General features: G+C 71.4%; 14 protein-coding genes. All 14 read left to right on the forward strand.

What is annotated here, in order from left to right; all coding sequences use genetic code 11:
• The first annotated feature begins 115 nt into the window (after positions 1–115).
• Positions 116–883 (forward strand): cell division protein FtsQ/DivIB, encoded by a 768-nt coding sequence (locus ACFQUZ_RS19140; protein ID WP_377444052.1) that lies wholly within the window; start codon positions 116–118, stop codon positions 881–883.
• A 199-nt stretch (positions 884–1,082) separates the two neighbouring features.
• A complete protein-coding gene (gene ftsZ / locus ACFQUZ_RS19145; protein ID WP_377443969.1) occupies positions 1,083–2,198 on the forward strand; it encodes a cell division protein FtsZ in 1,116 nt (371 codons plus the stop codon).
• Entirely contained in the window at positions 2,195–2,953 is a 759-nt protein-coding gene (locus tag ACFQUZ_RS19150) for a YggS family pyridoxal phosphate-dependent enzyme (RefSeq protein ID WP_377444054.1), read from the forward strand. Before ftsZ ends, ACFQUZ_RS19150 begins: the two co-directional genes overlap by 4 nt.
• A 177-nt stretch (positions 2,954–3,130) precedes the next feature.
• On the forward strand, positions 3,131–3,859 hold the full coding sequence (locus tag ACFQUZ_RS19155; RefSeq protein ID WP_377443971.1) for a cell division protein SepF: 729 nt from the start codon (positions 3,131–3,133) through the stop codon (positions 3,857–3,859).
• Positions 3,860–3,876: 17 nt separating this feature from the next.
• Positions 3,877–4,182 carry a YggT family protein gene (locus tag ACFQUZ_RS19160; RefSeq protein WP_377443972.1) on the forward strand — a complete coding sequence of 102 codons (306 nt, stop codon included), beginning with the start codon at positions 3,877–3,879 and terminating at the stop codon, positions 4,180–4,182.
• 40 nt (positions 4,183–4,222) lie between these two features.
• The gene (locus ACFQUZ_RS19165; protein WP_377443974.1) at positions 4,223–5,026 is read left to right on the forward strand and encodes a DivIVA domain-containing protein; all 804 of its coding nucleotides are present in this window, start codon (positions 4,223–4,225) and stop codon (positions 5,024–5,026) included.
• 43 nt (positions 5,027–5,069) lie between these two features.
• Positions 5,070–5,711, forward strand: coding sequence for a hypothetical protein (locus ACFQUZ_RS19170; RefSeq protein ID WP_377443975.1), 642 nt, complete (start codon positions 5,070–5,072; stop codon positions 5,709–5,711).
• Between the two features lie 104 nt (positions 5,712–5,815).
• Entirely contained in the window at positions 5,816–7,318 is a 1,503-nt protein-coding gene (locus ACFQUZ_RS19175) for a potassium/proton antiporter (protein WP_377443977.1), read from the forward strand.
• A gap of 211 nt (positions 7,319–7,529) precedes the next feature.
• A complete protein-coding gene (locus ACFQUZ_RS19180) occupies positions 7,530–7,946 on the forward strand; it encodes a TraR/DksA family transcriptional regulator (RefSeq protein ID WP_377443979.1) in 417 nt (138 codons plus the stop codon).
• A gap of 62 nt (positions 7,947–8,008) precedes the next feature.
• Positions 8,009–8,656 (forward strand): signal peptidase II, encoded by a 648-nt coding sequence (lspA, locus tag ACFQUZ_RS19185; RefSeq protein WP_377443981.1) that lies wholly within the window; start codon positions 8,009–8,011, stop codon positions 8,654–8,656.
• A 71-nt stretch (positions 8,657–8,727) separates the two neighbouring features.
• Entirely contained in the window at positions 8,728–9,606 is an 879-nt protein-coding gene (locus tag ACFQUZ_RS19190; protein ID WP_377444056.1) for an RluA family pseudouridine synthase, read from the forward strand.
• On the forward strand, positions 9,581–10,801 hold the full coding sequence (locus tag ACFQUZ_RS19195; RefSeq protein ID WP_377443983.1) for a hypothetical protein: 1,221 nt from the start codon (positions 9,581–9,583) through the stop codon (positions 10,799–10,801). Before ACFQUZ_RS19190 ends, ACFQUZ_RS19195 begins: the two co-directional genes overlap by 26 nt.
• Positions 10,802–11,481: 680 nt before the next feature.
• A complete protein-coding gene (locus ACFQUZ_RS19200) occupies positions 11,482–12,966 on the forward strand; it encodes an ATPase (protein WP_377444058.1) in 1,485 nt (494 codons plus the stop codon).
• A gap of 162 nt (positions 12,967–13,128) precedes the next feature.
• Entirely contained in the window at positions 13,129–16,665 is a 3,537-nt protein-coding gene (gene dnaE / locus ACFQUZ_RS19205; protein WP_377443984.1) for a DNA polymerase III subunit alpha, read from the forward strand.
• Positions 16,666–16,800 lie beyond the last annotated feature (135 nt).

Consider the following 16,800-nt stretch of genomic DNA (forward strand, 5'->3'; position numbering starts at 1 on the left):
CGGCGGTGAACCCGACCGGCGGCCGGGGACCGACCAGGGGCGCGGAGCCGACCGTCGGGGCGAGCCGCGCCGGGCCCGCTCCGACCCCGGTGCCGCCCGACCGGTCGCGCGTACCCTGACCGAGGCCGGCTCCCGGCGGTGGCGGTTGGTCCGGGCGAGCAACGCCGCGGTGTCACCGACCGCGCGCCGGTTCATGCGTCGAGCCCGGCGGCGCCGGCTGCGGGCCGCGTTGCCCTGGTTGGCCAGCGCCGGGGTGGTGGCGGTGCTGGCCGTGGCGGGTTGGATCGTGGTGGGCACCGGCGCGTTCGGGGTCCGCGAGGTGCGGGTGGCCGGCGCGGACCTGCTGTCCGATGTAGAGGTGCGGACCGCGGCCGCGGTGCCGGCGGGTGTCCCGCTGGCCCGGGTGGACCTCGCGGCGGTACGCGAACGCGTGGCCGCGTTACCGCAGGTCGATCGGGTAACGGTGGGTCGGGAGTGGCCGCACACGCTGCGGGTGGAGATTGTCGAGCGGACGCCGCTGTTGGCGGTGCCGCGGGAGGACGGCTTCGCGGTGCTGGACGCCGAGGGCGTGGTATTCCAAACGGTGCGGAGCCGGCCGCCGGACGTGCCGGTGGCCCGGATCGCCCAACCCGGCCCGACCGACCCGGCCACGCACGCCGCGGTGACCGTCTTCGGTTCGCTCACCACCGAACTCCGGCAGCGCACCGCGGAGCTGACCGCCGCGAGCCCTGCCCGGATAACCCTGCTGCTCACCGACGGGCGAACGGTGGTCTGGGGGGACGCCTCACAGGGGGAGGCGAAGGCGAAGGTGGCGGTCGCGTTGCTGGCCGGTAAGGGGGACGTCATCGATGTGAGCGCCCCGGACGTGGTCACCATCCGCTGACCGGCGCGGCGACACGCCGGGCGGGTGTTTGGTTGGCGCGGGACAGGCGCCTACGTTGCCCGGAGAGGATCAGTGGTTGACATAACTCTAAGCCTCTAGTAGAGGGTGAGGGTTACCCTTCGTGCTACGCCGTCAACCCGATCCGGCCCAACCGCACGGCGGTCGGCAGCCGCGCCGACCTCGAAGGGAAAGGACCCCGATGACACCTCCGCACAACTACCTGGCGGTCATCAAGGTCGTCGGCATCGGTGGGGGCGGTGTCAACGCCGTCAACCGGATGATCGAGGTTGGGCTCAAGGGCGTCGAGTTCATCGCGATCAACACCGATGCGCAGGCGCTGCTGATGAGCGACGCCGACGTCAAGCTGGACGTGGGTCGGGAGCTGACCCGTGGGCTCGGCGCCGGGGCGAATCCGGACGTCGGCAAGAACGCGGCCGAGGACCACCGGGACGAGATCGAGGAAGTGCTCAAGGGCGCCGACATGGTCTTTGTCACCTGCGGCGAGGGTGGCGGTACGGGAACCGGCGGCGCGCCGGTGGTGGCCAACATCGCCCGCAAGCTGGGTGCCCTGACCATCGGCGTGGTGACCCGTCCGTTCTCCTTCGAGGGCAAGCGCCGTCAGGTGCAGGCCGAGGCGGGCATCGAGGAACTGCGCAACCAGTGCGACACGCTGATCGTGATCCCGAACGACCGCCTGCTCGCTCTCGGCGACCGTGGGATCAGCATGATGGACGCGTTCCGCCAGGCCGACCAGGTGCTGCTCTCCGGTGTCCAGGGGATCACCGACCTGATCACCACCCCGGGTTTGATCAACCTGGACTTCGCGGACGTGAAGAGCGTGATGAGCGGAGCGGGTAGCGCGCTCATGGGCATCGGCAGCGCGCGCGGTGACAACCGGGCGGTCGAGGCGGCCGAGGCCGCGATCTCCAGCCCGCTGCTGGAGCAGAGCATGGACGGCGCGCGCGGGGTGCTGCTGTCCATCGCCGGCGGTTCGGACCTCGGGCTGTTCGAGATCAACGACGCGGCGCAACTGGTCACCGACGCCGCCCACCCGGACGCGAACATCATCTTCGGCGCGGTGATCGACGACGCGCTCGGTGACGAGGTGCGGGTCACGGTGATCGCGGCCGGATTCGACGGCGGTACGCCGGCGTACAAGTCGGCCGAGACACCACGCAAGTCGAGCGTCGGTACCGCCACCCCGGCGCCGTCCGCGCCGGTCTCCCCGGCCCCGGCGACGCCGCCCACCCAGCAGCCACGGCGGGTGCTGTTCGACGACGTCGACGTGCCCGACTTCCTGAAGAACGGATCCTGAGAGCCGCCGTCGTGAGTAACCCCTCTACCGCGGCGGCGGACCGTCGCGCGGAACTCGCCGCTGGTCTGGAACGGGTACGGGCTCGGATCGCGGCTGCTCGCGCGGCTGCCTCCCGGGTCGATGACGTGACGATGATCGCGGTGACCAAGACCTACCCGGCCAGCGACGTCCTGCTGTTGACCGAGCTGGGGGTCACCGACGTGGGCGAGAACCGCGACCAGGAGGCGGCGCCGAAGGCGGCGGCCGTGGCCGACGCCGGCGCCCGACCACGGTGGCACTTCGTGGGCCGGCTGCAACGGAACAAGTGCCGGTCGGTGGTGCGGTACGCGGACGCGGTGCACTCGGTGGACAGCGTGCGGCTGGCCAACGCGCTGTCCAGTGCCGCGGAGTCGGTCCGGGACAGGGTCCCGCTGGAGGCGTTCGTGCAGGTCAGCATTGACGGTGACCGGGCCCGTGGCGGAGCCGTTCCGGACAGCGTCGATCCGGACGTCGGCGTGCCGGCGGTGGCGGCGGCGCTCGCGGCGGCGCCGACGGTCCGGCTGGCGGGACTGATGGCGGTCGCCCCGTTGGGCTGGACGCCGGAGCGGGCCTTCGATCGGCTGGCCGCGGTGGCGGCGGTGGTCCGCGCCGAGCACCCGGGGGCGACCGCGTTGTCGGCGGGAATGAGCGGCGACCTGGAAACGGCGATCGCGTACGGCGCGACACATGTGCGGGTTGGAAGTGCGTTGCTCGGAATGCGTGCCACGCTGCGGTAGCCTGGCGCGGACACCGAACTACATGAGTGTTGTTTAGGGGTTCCTCCGCCGGGCATGGGGGGTAATCAGTTCGGCCGGTGGGGGACGGACGTCGGTGAGTTGGCGCGGGAGTGACACCTGCGTGACAGCCACACGGCACGGGGGCGTGTGCCGCACGGCGGCAGGAGGGGCGCGGCGATGGGTGCACTGCGCAAGGCGGGCGTCTGGCTCGGCCTCGTCGAGGAGGACGACGAGCGGGCGTACGACGACGACGGCTACGACACCAAGAGCGGCTACCGCGACTCGCGTTACCGGCAGAGCCGGTACGCCGAGGACTACGACGACGACCCCGAGCCGGACGAGCCCACCCGGCCGCGGCCCCGGCCGGGGGAGCGGGGTCGGCTGTCGGAGCGCTCGCTCAGCCGTTCCGGTGAGCTGGGTCGATCCTCGGACCTGGGTCGGTCCTCCGATCTGGATCGGGCCGACGACGATCGTCCGGATCGGACGGAGCGGGCAAGCGTGCGTTCCATCACGCGGAACACGTCGACCGATTCGGTGACCGGTTCGGGTTACCACAGCCGGGACAACCTGGCGTTGGCCCCGCAGTCGTCCACGCGGGAGCGTCCCGCACCGGTCGAGGAGGAGCAGCGGTATCAGATCACCACGCTGCATCCGACCACGTACCGTGAGGCACGAACCATCGGCGAGCACTTCCGTGACGGCGTCCCGGTCATCATCAACCTCACCGAGATGGAGGAGGCGGATGCCCGCCGTCTGGTGGATTTCGCGGCCGGATTGGCGTTCGGACTTCGGGGTACGATCGAGCGCGTGACCAACCGGGTGTTCCTGCTCTCACCGGCCAACGTCCAGGTCACCGCGGAGGACAAGGCCAAGATCGCTGAGGGCGGGTTCTTCAGCCTGAGTTAGTCCGACCGAGGGGTTCCGTGATCTCGATCCTGTTGCAGGCCCTGTACCTACTCCTCTACGTGTTTCTGCTGGTGCTTTTGGCCCGATTTGTTCTAGGCGCCGTCCTGCAGTACGGCCGGCGCTGGCAACCCGGCCGCGGCGCATCCGCCGGACTCGAAGTGGTGTGGAGCGTCACTGATCCCCCTCTCAAGGCGTTGAGGCGTGTGATCCCACCATTGCGAATTGGTACCGTGAGCATCGACCTGGCCTCCCTTGTGCTCTTGGTTATCCTGTTCGTGCTGATGAGGTTCGTGGTGGAGCGCCTGATCATGTCGACGATCTGACCAGCGCGCTGCGCGGCCGCAACTGACCCGAGGAGTTTCGATGCCGCTGACCCCGGCCGACGTCCACAACGTCGCCTTCAAGAAGCCACCTATCGGCAAACGGGGGTACGACGAGGAAGAAGTCGACGCCTTCCTGGACGAGGTCGAGCGCGAGCTTGCCCGTCTGATCGAGGAGAACAACGAGCTGCGCGCCCAGGTGGAGCGCGGCGGTCGGGGCGGCGGACCGGCCGGCCCGGGAGCGGACCCCCGACTGGCCGCGGAGCTGAACGACGTCAAGGCCCAACTCGACCGGGTGCAGCGCGACAAGGCGGCGGCCGAGCAGGCGGCCCGCGCGATGCAGGCCGAGTTGGAGCAGGTCCGTGCCACGGGCGGCGCGGTCGCCACCGGTGACGGCGAGCAGCAGGCACTGCGGGTGCTCATGATGGCTCAGCGCACGGCCGACGACCACGTGTCGGACGCCCGGCGCGAGGCCGACCAGTTGCTCTCCGAGGCCCGGTCCAAGGCGGAAGAGGTCACCCGCGAGGCGCGGGCGAAGGCCGACGCCCTCGAGCGGGACGCGCGCCAGCGGCACCAGGAGGCCATGGGCGGCCTGGACGCCAAGCGCACCGCGCTGCAGAAGCACATCGAGGAACTCAAGCAGTTCGAGCGCGAGTACCGCACGCGGCTCAAGGCCTACCTGGAGAGCCAGCTGCGCGACCTTGACGGGCGGGGCCAGGGCCTGGAGGCGGAGATGACCCGGGGCGACGGCAATCGTTCCGTGGGCAACTCCGCGGGTCTGGCCACCGCGGGCCTCGCCGGTTCCTACGGGGGCGGCCGGTCCGGCGCGCTTGAGTCGGGTCGCTGATCCGGCGACAACCGCCATCGGGACGACGCGGCGGGGGTGAGCAATGATAGTGGGAAGCCTGCTGCTCATCCTCGTCGCCATTGCCCTGCTCGTGCTCGGCCTCGCGGACGGTTCGAGCACCTTGTTGATCAGTTCCATCGCGGCCAGCCTGTTGGCCGCCCTGGCGCTGGTGGTCGGCGCCCGGCAGGCCGCCCGCGCCGGTCGCTCGGCGGCAGCCACTCCCCGTGGGGGAGGCACCGGCGTCGGGGGCCGCTTCGGTTGGCGCCGTTCCGGTGACGGCCGGCCGGGTCGAGGCGCCACCGCGCAACCCGCCTCGGCGGCCCGGGCCGCCTCGGCCGGGGCCACCACCGCCGGCCACCCGATCCCGGTCCAGCAGTCCCGCCCATCGGACGGCACCGAATGGGCGCCGGCGGATCCGCCATCCGACGCGGTGCCGGACGCCGACCCGGTCGACGAACCCGCGGCCCAGTTCGTGCCCGCGACTGACGCGGACCGGGTGGCCCGCCTGACCGACGACGTCCTGGTGGTGGACGGTCGACCGCGATACCACGTCGCCGGCTGCCCGCATCTGGTCGGGCGGACCAGCGAGCCGGTGCCGGTGAACGAGGCGCTGGATCTCGGCTTCACCCCATGCTCCATGTGCGAGCCCGACACCGCGCTGCTCGCCGGCCCGCGCCGCGGCTAGGCCTGTGTCAGAGCCCCTGGCCGGCCGGTGGCGCACCGCGAACGGCTCGACCGAGGACGTTGACACAGGTCTTCCCCCCGGGGCGGCAGGATGACCGGGCGGTCATGACGGGCTCGTTGGATGTCGCGCTGCTGATCGGCGCGCTCGTGCTGCTGGTCGCCGTCGGCGCGGTCCGGCTGTCCACCCGGTTCGGCGTTCCCAGCCTGCTGGTCTACCTCGCGTTGGGGGTGGCGATCGGTGAGGCCGGGCTCGGGATCCAGTTCGACGACGCGGAGCTGACCCGGGTCCTCGGGTTCTGCGCGCTCATCGTGATCATCGCCGAGGGTGGGCTCACCGCCAGGTGGAGCACCCTGCGACCCGTGTTGGGCGTGTCCGCCACGTTGGCCACCGTCGGCGTCCTGGTCAGCGTCGTCGTGGTGGGAGTGACCGCCCATTTCCTGCTCGACCTGTCCTGGCGGCTGGCCCTGCTGTACGGCGCGGTGCTCTCGTCAACCGACGCGGCCGCCGTGTTCGCCACGCTGCGCCGGTTGCGGCTGCCGCCGCGGCTGGTGGCGACCCTGGAGGCCGAGTCGGGGATGAACGACGCCCCGGTGGTCCTGCTGGTGCTGCTGCTGTCCGTCGAGCCCACGGGGGCGCACAGCTGGTGGGTGGAAGGTTTGGTGATCGGCTACGAGCTGGTGGCCGGTGGGGCAGTCGGCTTCGTGGTGGCCGTGGTGGGCAGGCGGGCGCTGCGCCAGGCGGCGCTTCCCGCCGCGGGTCTGTACCCGATCGCCGCGGTCGGCTTCACCGTGCTGGCATACGGGGTCGGCACCGTACTGCACGCCTCCGGATTCCTCGCCGTGTACGTCGCCGGCGTGGTGCTGGGCAACGCTCGGCTGCCGCACCGACAGGCGATTCTGGGGTTCGCGGACGGCCTGGCCTGGCTCGCCCAGATCGGTCTGTTCGTGTTGCTGGGTCTGCTCGTCTCACCGGACCGGTTGGGCTCCGCGGTGTTCCCGGCCGTGGTGGCCGGGCTCGCCCTGGTCCTGCTGGCCAGGCCCTTGTCGGTGCTGGTTTCCGCCACACCGTTCCGGGTCGGCCCGCGAGAGCAGGCGTTCCTGTCCTGGGGCGGATTGCGGGGCGCGGTGCCGATCGTGTTCGCGACCATTCCGCTGTCGTACGGGGTGCCGGGGGCGGAGCGGCTGTTCGACGTGGTCTTCGTGCTCGTCGTGATCTTCACGATGCTCCAGGCGGGCACCCTGGCCCCGGCCGCTCGGCGGCTGCGGGTGACCGCTCCCGCGGAGGCGGCGGAGGTTCGGGTGGAGACGGCGCCGCTCGACCGGATGCGGGCCGACCTGCTGCAACTGGAGATCCCGCCCGGTTCGCGGTTGGCCGGAGTGCACGTGGACGAACTGCGTCTGCCGGTCGGCGCCTCGGTCACGCTGGTGTTGCGCGATGGCAACGGGTTCGTGCCCGGTCCGGACACCCGGCTGCGTACTGGCGACAGTCTGCTCATCGTGGCGACCGCCGAGAGCCGGGACGTGGCCGAGCGGCGGCTGCGGGCGGTCAGCCGGCGGGGCCGGCTGGCCCGCTGGTTTGGCGAGTACGGCAATGAAGCGGATCGGTGATCTGCTAGCGTCGCTTTGCCCGGATTTGCGAAGTGCTTCGGGTTGAGATGCGACACATCGGTGCGGCACGTTGTCGGACGTCTGTACGTTCCGTATTCTTGCCAACCTCCGGAGTGCGCGACGTCCGTCGCGCGCCCCGTTGTGCATCTGGGGGGACGCGGTTGCCAGGCGCACCGCCGATCGCCGCGGGACCGCGGCCAAGGGAGCGACGATGGCGAAGCCAGCCGACACCAGGACCGCGAACCGTAAGCCGGCGCGGGGCACCCGCACCGCCGCGGAGACCGAGAAGATCCGGGCCGCACTGGCGGCCCGCCGGGACGAGTTGCGTGGCGAGTACGATCAGACGCTGAGCGAGATCACCGAGCTGCAGCGCGAGCGACTGACCGACTCGGCCGGCGACGACCAGGCCGATACCGGCACCAAGACCCTCGAGCGGGAGCAGGAGATCTCCCTCGCCAACGGCATCCTTGAGCGGATCACGCAGGTGGAGCGGGCGTTGGAGCGGCTCGACCAGGGCAACTACGGCTGGTGCGAGCGGTGTGGCGACCCGATCCCGGTCGAGCGCCTCGCGGCCTTCCCGTCGGCCACCCTGTGCGTGAAGTGCAAGCAGTTGGAGGAACGGCGCTAGGGCCCGCCAGCAGCCCCGTCGCCGGCACGTTTACCGCGTCCGCGTACGTCGATGGGGAGCAGATGACCGAGGCACGGCCCGTTCCACCCGCGACCGCCGATCGCCCGCCGGCCCGGCGCCGGCGGGCGATCGGCGTCCTGCTGTCCATCGCGGCGCTCGCCCTGCTCCTCGACTTCGGCACCAAACAGTGGGCGATCAGCGGACTCACCCCGGGGGAACCCGTCCGGATCCTCGGCGGTCTGGTCCATCTCAGCCTGACCCGTAACAGCGGCGCGGCGTGGAGCATCGGTGCCGACTACACCTGGGTCTTCCCGATCATCGCCATCGGGGTGGTGGGTTGGATCGTCTGGATGGCGGCCAAGGTGCGGTCGCTGCCCTGGGCGGTCTCGCTCGGGCTGGTGCTCGGCGGTGCGCTGGGAAACCTCAACGACCGGATCTTCCGGGAGCCGGGGCCGTTCGTCGGACACGTGGTCGACATGATCAGCGTGTTCGGCCCCTATGGGCAGTACTTCCCGATCTTCAACATCGCCGACAGCGCACTGTTCTGTGGTGTGGTGCTCGCGGTCCTGCTCGAGCTGACCGGCCGCCAGCGGGACGGCAGCCGGCTCCCGTCCCGGCGGCACGCCGCCTCGCCGCCGGCCGCCTCGCCGCCCGCCGGTGAGCCGTCGGCCGGTGAGCCGCCCGTGAGTGACCGGGAGGAGCGCGCGTGACCTCGACGTACGACGCGCCGGGTCCGGCTGGCGACCACCGCAGCCTGCCGGTGCCGGACGGGCTCGACGGGATGCGTCTGGACCAGGCGGTCTCCCGGTTGTTCGGGTTGTCCCGGACCGTCGCCGCGGCGCTTGTCGAAGCCGGGGATGCCCGGGTGGACGGCGTGCCGCGTCCGAAATCCGACAAGGTGAGCGCCGGCTCCTGGCTGGAGGTCACCCTGCCGGCGCCGCCCGCACCGCCGAGGGTGGTGCCGCAGGCGGTTCCCGGCCTGCGGGTGGTGTACGCCGACGACGACATCGTGGCGGTGGACAAGCCCGTCGGGGTCGCGGCACACCCCAGCCCCGGCTGGACCGGGCCGACCGTCGTGGGTGGCCTCGCCGCCATCGGCCACACGATCGCCACCGGCGGCGCCGCGGAGCGGCAGGGAGTGGTGCACCGGCTCGACGTGGGTACCACCGGAATAATGGTCGTGGCCAAGAGCGAGCTGGCGTACAGCGTGCTCAAGCGGGCCTTCAAGGAGCGCGAGGTGGACAAGCGCTACCACGCCGTCGTGCAGGGCCATCTCGACCCGTTACGCGGGACCGTCGACGCGCCGATCGACCGGCACCCGCATCACGACTACCGGTGGGCGGTCGTCTCCGGCGGCAAGCCCAGCGTCACCCATTACGACACCATCGAGGCGTTCCCGGCCGCGAGCCTGGTCGACGTACGGCTGGAGACCGGGCGGACGCACCAGATCCGGGTGCACCTCTCCACCCTGCGCCACCCATGCGTGGGTGACCTGACGTACGGTGCGGATCCGACGTTGGCCGCCAGGTTGGGACTGACCAGACAGTGGTTGCATGCCCGTGCGCTCGGTTTCCTACACCCCCGTACGGCGGAGCCGGTTCGCTTCGTCAGCGACTACCCTGACGATCTGGAGCATGCGCTCGCCGTCCTGCGTGACTGAGCGCGGCTTCGCCATCGAACCGCCCACCGACAGGGAGTGGCTTTCCGTGCGCGCTGGCGACCTGTTGCGGCAGCTTGACGGGCAGGTGCTGCCCCGGCTGTCCAGGGTCCTCGCCGAGGTCGGCCAGGGCCCGCTGCGGCTACGCGTCCTGTCCTGGACGGCTGTGCTGTCCGTGGCGGCCGTGCTGGCCACCGCCGTGTGGGCGGTCGATCGGCGGCCCGCGGGCGATCCCACCGTCGGTGAGGTGGCCCGGGTCGGGGTGGCCCAGGGCGATTCCATCCCGCGATACGTCGAGTCGGCCGAGGGCCAGCTCGCGGCGCTCGCCGGGCCGGGCGAGCCGGCTATCGAGACGTACGCCCTGGTGACCCTCGATCGCTACGTCCCGCCGGACCGACTCGCGCCGACCCTCGCCGGGGCGCCGGTCGCCGAGGTCTTCGGCCGGGTGCCGCTCGCCGGCGTACAGACGCAGATTGTCCGGATCCCGGTGCTGCGCCTGCCGGACGACGCGCTGGCCGGGATGGCCGAGATGGCCGGCCGCAAGGACCGCGAGGCCCGGGACTACGCCGAGCGCGGTGCGGCCGTCCGCGGGGCCGGTCGCGAGCAGCAGGAGCTGCGGATCTTCTACGAGGCCAGCGCCCGGGTCGCCGCGGCCGAGGCCACCGGCTACCGGGCCGGCTGCTCCTGCCTGTACGCGGCGGTGGTCCGGGCCACCCCGCGGGCGCTGCGTCGGGTCGCCGACCGGCCGGGCGTGCGGGCCGTGGACCCGGCGCCGGAGGTGACCCGGCTGGACCGGGCGGTCTTCACGCCGCCCCTGCCGGAGCAGACCGACGTCGCTCGCCCGCCGCTCGACTCGGCCATGCCCGGGTCGAGCGCCGCCGACCCGGCAGCTCCACCACCGATCGGAACCCCGGACGACACCTCCACACCGCCGCTGCCGCCCGCGCCGTCGTACCCGACCGGCCCGGGGGGAACCGTCTCCCCGCCGACCGGGGATCCCTCGTCGACCCCGCCGGCCGGGGGATCTTCGCCGCCGCCGGCCGGGGGATCCTTGTCGCCGCCGGCCGGCGGATCCTCGTCGCCGACGGAGCGCGGCTCGTCGTCTCCCGTGGAGGAGACCGCCAGCGAGGCCGTGCCACCGTCCGCGTCAACCGGCCTGACCTGGGCGGATACGACACCGACCGGCAGCGCTACGTGACGGTGGCGGCATCCGGCACTTCCGTATCCGTGGGGCGAAACGGTAGTCTGCGGGCCCCTGGTGTGGCCCGGATAGGGTTTCGTTCGTAGCCTGTCAGGCGGGATCGATCGCGCTGGGGAGGGCGAGCCGTGGACGGCACCGACAACGGCTGGGGCCGCCCGGCGGAGCCTGCGCCGCGTTGGCGGGCGCTGCTCGACCGGGCCAGAGGCGGTCGCTCCGCCGCGTCGGCCGAGCCGGAGGGCCGCCGGGGCGACGACGCCAGGGACCGTGCGACGGGTCCGGAGGGCCGGCGTTCCGCGCCGAATGGTGGTCGGGAGACGGGCGGATACGGCAACGAGCCGCCGGTGACGCCGGGTGAGCGGCCGTGGCCCGGCGGCCGGCCGGCCCGGGCCCACTATCCGGAGAGCGATTTCGAGGGTGGGGGCTTCTTCGGGGACGAGCCGTCCGGTGGGCCGGAGGTAACCGACCTGGCCGCTGCCCGACAGCTGAGCGAGTCGCGCTACGCCGCGCTCCGCGATCTCACCGCCGAGGAGGAGCGCCGGGGCTTCCCGGGCGAGACCGACGACCGCGGCCGGTCCCGGTACGCCGCGCTGGAGGCGGACTACGACACCGGGAAACCGGACTGGTCGTCGGGCGAGTCGCGGTACCCGCCGATCGACAACGGCTATCCGGCGCCATCCGTGGAGCCGTCGCCGGCGGCCGAACCCGGCAGAGCGTGGGCCGAGCCGGTCGAGCCGGTTCGTCCGTGGACGGAGTCGGCGGAGCGGGGGCGGCTCCGTTCCGAGTCACCTGAGCCGGGTCGGGCGCGGCCCGAGCCGGCCGGGCCGGTTCGTCCGTGGGCAGAACCCGCGGAGCGGGGTCGGGTCCGGGCGGAGCCGGCCGAGCAGAGCCGCCCGTGGACGGAACCGGCCGAGCAGAGCCGCCCCTGGACGGAACCGGCCGAGCAGGGTCGCCCGTGGACGGAACCGGCCGAGCAGGGTCGCCCGTGGACGGAACCGGCCGAGCAGGGTCGCCCGTGGACGGAGCCGGCGGAACGGGGCCGGGTGCGGCCCGAGCCGGCTCCGCCGCCGCTGGGCGCCGCGGGACGGGCGACGCCGCCACCGGGTGCCGCGGGACGGGCGTCGCCGGGCGGCTTCGCGTCGGCACCGGTCGTGGGCAGCGGCCCGGCCGGCACCGCCCGGGTTCCCGCCGCCCGAGCCACTGTCGCGCCGGTGACCGGCGCCGCGCCGGTCGTCCCGCCCGGTCCGGTCCAGACGGGTCCGGCCGGTACGGCCGCGGTCCGTCCCGCGTCGGGTCGGGCTACGCCGGGCGCCGGCTACCAACGGCCGGCCGTGCCCCGGCCGGGCCGTACCGACGACGAGACCGAGCGTTCGATAAACGTACTGGGACGGGAGATCGACCGGCCGCGGGTGTTGGCGTTCGCCAACCCGAAGGGCGGGGTGCACAAGACCACGGCCACCGTCCTGGCGGCGGCCTCGATCGGCAGCGTACGTGGACGCGGCGTGCTGGCCTGGGACGACAACGAGCTGCGCGGCACGCTGGGCCTGCGGGCGGGCAGTGCCCGGCACGCGCGCACCATCAGGCACCTGATCGCAGACCTGATGTTGATCGAGGCGAGCCAGGGGCCAGAGCTGACCGAGCGGCTGGACGACTACCTGCGGCACGCCGCCGACGGCTCGTACGACGTGCTGGCCGGCGAGGAGAACTCCCGCTTCGCGCACCGTCTCGATCAGCACACCGTGCGCCGGGTCCTCGACCTGCTGCGGCGGACGCACAACGTCATCTGCGTGGACACCGGTAACAACGTGGAGAGCCCGAACTGGCAGACCGTGTTGCGGGCGGCGGATCAACTGGTGGTCACCACGGTGCCGCGGGAAGACGCGGCGTTCACCGCCGACTGGATGCTCGACCACCTGCACGAGGTGGGTATGGGGGAACTCGCCGACAACGCGGTGACCCTGCTATCCTGCCCGACGCCGGGCCGGTCCCCGCTCCTGGACGACCTGCGGCGGCATTTCCTCACCCGGACCAGGGCGGTGGCTGTGGTGCCGTACGACCCGGCACTGGAGACCGGTTCCTCGATCGAGTACGCGCAGCTCCAGGCCGACACCCGGGACGCCTGGCTGCAGGCGGCCGCGGTGATGGTCGAGCCCTTCGTCCGCTGAGCACACGCCGTTTGCGTGGCGCGGACGCCGGCCCCCGGCGGTGGAAGATGGATCACCCGATCCGGCGCCGTGTCAACCCTGCATCTGCGGCCGTCCGAGGGCTAGGCTCGGGGACCGGCGGCGGCTGGAGGGGGCGCGCCGGCGAGGAGAGGGGGGCTCCGGGTGGCTGACTCGTTCGTGCACCTGCACGTGCACACCGAGTACTCGATGCTCGACGGGGCCGCCCGGCTCAAGGAACTCTTCGCCGAGACCAACCGGCTCGGCATGCCCGCGTTGGCGATGACCGACCACGGCAACCTGTTCGGCGCGTACGACTTCCACAAGCAGGCCACCGGTGCCGGCGTCAAGCCGATCATCGGGCTGGAGGCGTACGTGACGCCAGGCACCCACCGGGGTGACCGGACCCGGGTCCGGTGGGCCGACGGCGGCGAGAACGACGTCTCCGGCGGTGGCGCGTACACCCACATGACAATGCTGGCCGCGGACGCCGACGGGCTGCGCAACCTGTTCCGGCTCAGCTCCCGGTCCAGCCTCGAGGGCTTCTTCTACAAGCCGCGGGCCGACCGTGAGCTGCTACACGAGTACGGCAAGGGGATCATCGCGACGACCGGCTGCCCGTCCGGCGAGGTGCAGACCTGGCTGCGGATCGGCAACTTCGACAAGGCGTGCGAGTCGGCCGGGGAGTTTCGGGACATCTTCGGGCCGGACAACTACTACCTGGAGCTGATGGATCACGGTCTGGGCATCGAGACCCGGGTCCGGGACGACCTGCTGCGGCTCGGCCAGAAGCTGAACCTCAAGCCGCTGGCCACGAACGACCTGCACTACACGTTCGAGAAGGACGCCGACGCGCACGAGGTGCTGCTCTGCGTGCAGTCCGGCTCGACGATGGCCGACCCCAAGCGGTTCAAGCTCGAGGGCCGCAGCTACTACGTGAAGTCGCCGGCCGAGATGCGCCAGTTGTGGGACAACCAGGTCCCGGGGGCGTGTGACAACACCCTGGAGATCGCCGAGCGGATCGGCGACTACGCCGAGGTGTTCGCCTCCCGCAAGCTGATGCCGCAGTTCCCGGTGCCGGCCGGCGAGACCGAGGAGTCCTGGCTGCGCAAGGAGGTCCTGCGCGGGTTGGAGCGACGGTTCCCGGCCGGGGTGCCGGAGGATCGGCGCCAGCAGGCCGAGTACGAACTCGACGTGATCCTCAAGATGGGCTTCCCGGGCTACTTCCTGGTCACCGCCGACCTCGTCGCGTATGCCAAGCGGGAGGGCATCCGGGTCGGGCCGGGCCGGGGTTCGGCGGCCGGTGCGCTTATCGCGTACGCCCTGGGCATCACCGAACTGGATCCCATGTCGCACGGCCTGCTGTTCGAGCGGTTCCTCAACCCCGACCGGGTGTCCATGCCGGACATCGACATGGACTTCGACGAGCGCCGGCGCGGCGACATGATCCGGTACGCGACGGAGAAGTACGGCGACGACCGGGTCTCGCAGATCATCACGTACGGCACCATCAAGGCGAAGGCGGCGATCAAGGACGCGGCCCGGGTGCTCGGTCAACCGTTCGCGATGGGCGACCGGATCACCAAGGCGATGCCGCCGGCGGTGATGGGCAAGGACATCCCGCTGTCGGGCATCTTCGACCCGAAGCACCCGCGCTATCCCGAGGCGGCGGAGTTCCGGCAGCTGTACGAATCGGACGCCGAGGTGCAGAAGATCGTCGACACGGCCAAGGGGCTGGAGGGCCTCAAGCGGCAGTGGGGCGTGCACGCGGCCGGTGTGATCCTGTCCCGTGACCCGTTGATCGACGTGCTGCCGATCCACAAGCGGGAGCAGGACGGCGCGATCATCACCCAGTGGGACATGGGTGCCTGCGAGACCATCGGCCTGCTGAAGATGGACTTCCTCGGGCTGCGCAACCTTACGATCATGGACGACTGCCTGGACTCCATCAAGGAGAACCGGGGCGTCGACCTGGTGCTCGAAGAACTGGCGCTGGACGACAAGCCCGCCTACCAGTTGCTGGCCCGGGGCGACACGCTCGGTGTGTTCCAGCTCGACGGCGGGCCGATGCGGGCGCTGCTGCGGTCGATGGTGCCGGACAACTTCGAGGACATCTCCGCGGTCCTGGCGCTCTACCGGCCCGGTCCGATGGGCGCCAACGCGCACAACGAGTACGCCGACCGCAAGAACGGTCGCAAACCGGTGGTGCCGATCCACCCCGAGCTGGCCGAGCCGCTGGAAGAGATCCTGGGCGACACCTACGGGTTGATCGTCTATCAGGAGCAGGTCATGGCGATCGCCCAGCAACTGGCCGGCTACTCGCTGGGACAGGCGGACCTGCTGCGTCGGGCGATGGGTAAGAAGAAGAAGGAGATCCTGGACAAGGAGTTCGTGCCGTTCTCGAACGGCATGAAGGCCAACGGCTACTCCGACGCTGCGATCAAGACGCTGTGGGACATTCTCGTCCCGTTCTCCGACTACGCCTTCAACAAGGCGCACACCGCCGGGTACGGCCTGGTCTCCTACTGGACGGCGTACCTCAAGGCCAACTATCCGGCCGAGTACATGGCCGCGTTGCTCACCTCGGTCGGCGACGACAAGGACAAGATGGCGGTCTACCTGGCGGAGTGCCGGCGGATGGGGATCAAGGTGCTGCCGCCGGACGTGAACGAGTCCAACGCGCGGTTCGCCGCCGTCGGCGACGACATCCGATTCGGCCTCGCGGCGGTCCGCAACGTCGGTACCAACGTCGTCGAGTCGATCCGGCGCAGCCGGCAGGACAAGGGCGCCTTCACCGACTTCTACGACTATCTGCGCAAGGTCGACGCGGTGGCGTGCAACAAGAAGACAATCGAATCGTTGATCAAGGCTGGCGCCTTCGACTCCATGGGCCACACCCGTCGTGGTCTGCTCGCCATCCACGCCGATGCCATCGACTCGTTCCTGCACCTCAAGCGCAACGAGGCGGTCGGTCAGTACGATCTGTTCGGCGACGCCTTCGGCGGTGGCGACGGCGAGACCGGCGGCGGCATGGTGGTGACCCCGCCGATCTCGGGCGACGAGTGGGACAAGTCCGACCTGCTGACCTTCGAGCGGGAGATGCTCGGCCTGTACGTCTCCGACCACCCGCTGTTCGGTGTCGAGCACGTCCTCGCCAAGGCGGCCGACATGCCGATCTCCGCCCTCAACGAGGAGGGCCGGGTCAACGACGGCCAGGTGGTCACCCTCGCCGGAATCCTGTCCGGGGTGCAGCGGCGGATCACCAAGCAGGGCCGAGCCTGGGCCTCGGCCACCCTGGAGGACCTCGGTGGCGCGGTCGAGGTGCTGTTCTTCCCGAACACGTACGAGCTGGTCGGGCAGTACATCGCCGAGGACGCCATCGTGGTGGTCAAGGGCCGGGTGGACCGGCGCGACGACCAGCCCCGGCTGATGGCGATGGACCTGTCGATTCCCGACATCACGGCCGCCGACGAGGTGAAGCCGGTGGTGCTGGCGCTGCCCCCGTCGCGGTGCACGCCGCCGCTCGTGGAACGGCTGCGCGAGGTGCTGAGCAGCCACCCCGGATCGGCCGAGGTGCACGTCAAGCTGGTCAACGGCTCGCGGGCCACGCTGCTGCGGCTCGGTCCGACCCGGGTGGCGCCGACCACCGCGCTGATGGCCGATCTGAAGGCGCTGCTGGGGCCGAGCGCGGTCGCCGGCTGATCGGCTGACGAAACGAGGAGCGTGTGCGGCCCGCGCGCGATTCGCTGTCCTGCTGATGAGCGCGCATGTAATCACGGTGCGGCGTCATATGCGGTCACCTTTGTCCGCGGTACGTGGTTTTCTGGAGAATGAGCC

It is taken from the genome of Plantactinospora sp. GCM10030261, assembly GCF_042666615.1.
Taxonomy (GTDB): domain Bacteria; phylum Actinomycetota; class Actinomycetes; order Mycobacteriales; family Micromonosporaceae; genus KBS50.

Bases quoted from the DNA above. Each gene is read 5' to 3' on its own strand.
- ACFQUZ_RS19155 (WP_377443971.1), top strand. From the start codon at position 3,131: ATGGGTGCACTGCGCAAGGCGGGCGTCTGGCTCGGCCTCGTCGAGGAG.
- ACFQUZ_RS19195 (WP_377443983.1), top strand. From the start codon at position 9,581: ATGCGCTCGCCGTCCTGCGTGACTGAGCGCGGCTTCGCCATCGAACCG.
- ACFQUZ_RS19190 (WP_377444056.1), top strand. From the start codon at position 8,728: ATGCGTCTGGACCAGGCGGTCTCCCGGTTGTTCGGGTTGTCCCGGACC.
- ftsZ (WP_377443969.1), top strand. From the start codon at position 1,083: ATGACACCTCCGCACAACTACCTGGCGGTCATCAAGGTCGTCGGCATC.
- ACFQUZ_RS19170 (WP_377443975.1), top strand. From the start codon at position 5,070: ATGATAGTGGGAAGCCTGCTGCTCATCCTCGTCGCCATTGCCCTGCTC.
- lspA (WP_377443981.1), top strand. From the start codon at position 8,009: ATGACCGAGGCACGGCCCGTTCCACCCGCGACCGCCGATCGCCCGCCG.
- ACFQUZ_RS19180 (WP_377443979.1), top strand. From the start codon at position 7,530: ATGGCGAAGCCAGCCGACACCAGGACCGCGAACCGTAAGCCGGCGCGG.
- ACFQUZ_RS19165 (WP_377443974.1), top strand. From the start codon at position 4,223: ATGCCGCTGACCCCGGCCGACGTCCACAACGTCGCCTTCAAGAAGCCA.
- ACFQUZ_RS19175 (WP_377443977.1), top strand. From the start codon at position 5,816: ATGACGGGCTCGTTGGATGTCGCGCTGCTGATCGGCGCGCTCGTGCTG.